The following is a 3,325-nucleotide window of genomic DNA, read 5'->3' on the forward strand; positions in this document are numbered from 1 at the left end:
GCTTTTAAATAAGTGTTAATAATAAGGATTTCCTAAAACTAAATTTTAGTAATAAATACAAAAAAATATTTTCTTGTATTTTTTTTAGGAACACTAAAAAAAGTTATACGTATTTGATGAACGTTCCTTTATTTATATAAGCGAAGATAATAAATGAGGTTCAATAATGTGTTTGACTGAAAAATACAAGATTTATTTGTAATTTATTGATAATCAGCAGTTTATTGTTATAATGATATACGTCTTTTGTCGTTTGGAAAATTAGAATTAATTTTGTAGTTAATATTTAAGGCAGAATCATTACATTATGCAATACTAAACTTTACCAAGATTTTAATAAAATAAAGAAATACTCAAAAATTACCATAGATTAAAAGATAAGTTACTAAAACTATCGTTAACTTAATGTTCTATTTATAGAACGAAAAATAAATAAAATGAAAACTAAAATTCTATCAATTGTATTCGCCTTAGGAATTATTGCTTCATCATGTGTATCCGAGCTTGTTGTTGACGATAAAGTTGCCAATGATATCAATAATTTAGTAGTGCCTGCAGGTTTCGATTGGTCAACTGCAAGAGACGTAAGTTTTAATGTTACAATAAGTGATATTCGTTTCAAGAATTCACTTCATGTAGTTGCTGTTTACACTGCTGATCCATCAACAGGTGTATCTAAGGCACTATCAAAAGGAACAGCTTCATTAGCTTCTTCATTCAAAACTAAAATTTCAATTCCAGCTGGTGTTAAAGAAGTTTACTTCGTTAAAACAGCTCCAGATGGTACTAAATATACTCAGAAAGTAGCTTTAACCGCTGCTAGTAGTCTTGCAGTAGCTTTAGGGGCAACTCCTTCTGGAAGATTGAGTGCAAACACTGAATTATATGCTACTACAGAAACAAGTCCTGATTGTAGTACAGGATGTGATATGTCAGTAAGCAGCTCAACAACTATCGACCTTGATTCAAAAACTGGTTCACAAACAATTTGTTTGACAGGTAGCGATTATACTGTAAACTTCAATCCAAATACATTAAATGGTGGTACGCTTCGTATTTGTGGTACTAACATTACGCTTAATAATTTGAATTTTAATTCAGGTGCTAAGTATACTGTAATCATTACTTCAAAAGGTTCAGCTAATTTCAGCAATGTGAACTGGAACTCAGCAGATGTAACAGTGAAAAACTTTGGTACATTGAATTCTTCGGGTAACCTTATCGTTGGTGGTACTTTCTATAACTACGGTGTTGTGAATGCTAATTCAGAATTACAATCTCGTTCAGGTTCAAACATCATTAACGAAGGACAAATCATTGTTAAAGGTGCTTCTCCATTAGATGGCGCAATGACAAACAATGCTGAAATTTCATTCGCTGGCGAAGTTAGATTAAATTCTTCTGGACAGACTGTAACTAACAATGGTACAATGACTGCTGCTGGAAACTTTATCATCAACAATTCTACTACGATGACTAACAATAGCTATATGACTGTTGCTGATATGCAAGTAAATAGCTCAGGTATTCTTAATAACAAATGTCATTTAATTATCAAAAATACATTAGGTATCGACAAAACTGTAAATAACGATAGCTATATCTCTGTAGGAAGCTGGACACGTATCAATGGCTCAGGTGTTGTTAACTTATACAATGGTGCTTTATTCGTAACTAACTCTTTATCAACTTACGATGGTAAAATTACGGGTACAGGGGATAACTATTCATTATTCAAAGTATTAACTGCTGCGGGTGGTAACATCAACAACGGGGGTGGTCAGAAACTTACAGGTACTGTTCAATTCTCAGAACCAAGCGATATTCTTAAAGCTGATTTCTTAGATAAATTTGCTCAGAAAACTAAAGATGGTGGTATTTATATCGCAAAAACATCTTGTAACGAAGGAAACGGAACTGCACCAGTATCAAGCAATGACTCTGATAAAGACGGTGTAATTGATTCGGAAGATGCTTATCCAAATGATCCTGCTAAAGCTTTCAACAACTACAATGTTCCTTCAACAGTAGCTTTTGAAGACCAATGGCCATCTGTAGGAGATTATGACTTGAACGACGTAATCCTAGCCTTTACTTACACAATCGTTACAAGTTCAACAAACCAAGTGGTTCAAGTTAAAGCAGATTATACACTTCAAGCAACTGGTGGTTCATTCAACAACGGTGCAGGTATTCAGTTTAACATCCCAACTGGTAATGCTAAAAACTTCACAGGTACTTCTACTATCGGTGCAGGCTTAGAGGCAGGTCAAGACAGTGTGGTTGTAATCTTATTCAACAACGCTAGAAACGAACAATCAGCATGGAATACACGTCCAAATGAAGCATTAGTAGCTTATAAAACTTACTCTTTCTCATTTGATGTAACAAACGGTCCTTCTATCGGAGCATTCGGGGTTGGTTCATACAATCCATTTATCTTCAATAATACATCTGGTTTTGGTAGAGGTTACGAAACACACTTATACGGTAAAAATCCTACAAAATTAGTAAACAAAGCATTGTTCGGAACGAAAGATGATGCTTCTACTGGAAGTGCTTATTATGCGACATCGAAAAAATTACCTTGGGGTATCGAAATATCAACAGCTAACTTCAAATATCCAAAAGAAGGAGTTAAAATCACTGATACATATTTGAAATTTGCTAACTGGGCATCGTCAGGTGGTACTTCAAGTATAGACTGGTATTCAAACACAGCGGATGGTTATAGAAATGTTTCAAATATTTTCAATCCATAGTCCTAAGTAGTTTAAACAAAAAGAGCTTCGGAAGTTAATTCCGAAGCTCTTTTTGTTTATGGGGTAAATATGATTAAATAATGAATCAGAATTCCCAAATCAAGACTCAAAAGTTTTATTCTTCTTCAAAATCTGCTCTATTAAACAAAGCTTTAAAGGTCTCAGACATAGCAATAAGGTCGTGAACCTTATTTTTAGCTAATTTCAATGTCCTAGTTTCTTGGCAATCATGAATTCTTTTATCGAAATGATTCCATAAATTAATCATGTCGTTCATATTTTCTGCAAAACGCTCTACGATATACCGTTCAAATTTAGGCTTTTCTCCCTCAGCTAAGTAAAGTATGATATGAAAGTTTTCGTCAACAAAAAACCAAGAAAGATGACTTCTAGTAAAGTCCTTAATCATCGCATTGTTATCTACCAAGAAGTCTATGATATCAACTTCATTGTTGATGGAATAGAGGTTTTGATCGTTTTTCATATCATTATTGTATTTTTTTAAGAAGATACACTCTAAAAATTTTACAAATATTTGACTACTATAAACGTTAGGCATAATC

The 3,325-nt window shown here is 33.3% G+C and carries 2 protein-coding genes; one reads left to right on the forward strand and one right to left on the reverse strand.

The features are described from left to right. The first annotated feature begins 437 nt into the window (after positions 1–437). Positions 438–2,762 (forward strand): LruC domain-containing protein, encoded by a 2,325-nt coding sequence (locus tag AC07XN_RS23875; RefSeq protein WP_494744871.1) that lies wholly within the window; start codon positions 438–440, stop codon positions 2,760–2,762. Between the two features lie 115 nt (positions 2,763–2,877). Here the strand turns inward: AC07XN_RS23875 and AC07XN_RS23880 are convergent, their stop codons facing one another. Beyond that, complete coding sequence (locus tag AC07XN_RS23880; RefSeq protein ID WP_309920180.1) at positions 2,878–3,246, reverse strand: hypothetical protein; 369 nt, start codon at positions 3,244–3,246, stop codon at positions 2,878–2,880. Positions 3,247–3,325 lie beyond the last annotated feature (79 nt).

The organism is Arcicella sp. GW458-12-2-14-TSB2 (genome assembly GCF_059423785.1).

What these genes read in the sequence shown, in the direction of transcription:
- AC07XN_RS23875 (WP_494744871.1), top strand. Translation starts at nt 438, where the DNA reads ATGAAAACTAAAATTCTATCAATTGTATTCGCCTTAGGAATTATTGCT.
- AC07XN_RS23880 (WP_309920180.1), bottom strand. Translation starts at nt 3,246, where the DNA reads ATGAAAAACGATCAAAACCTCTATTCCATCAACAATGAAGTTGATATC.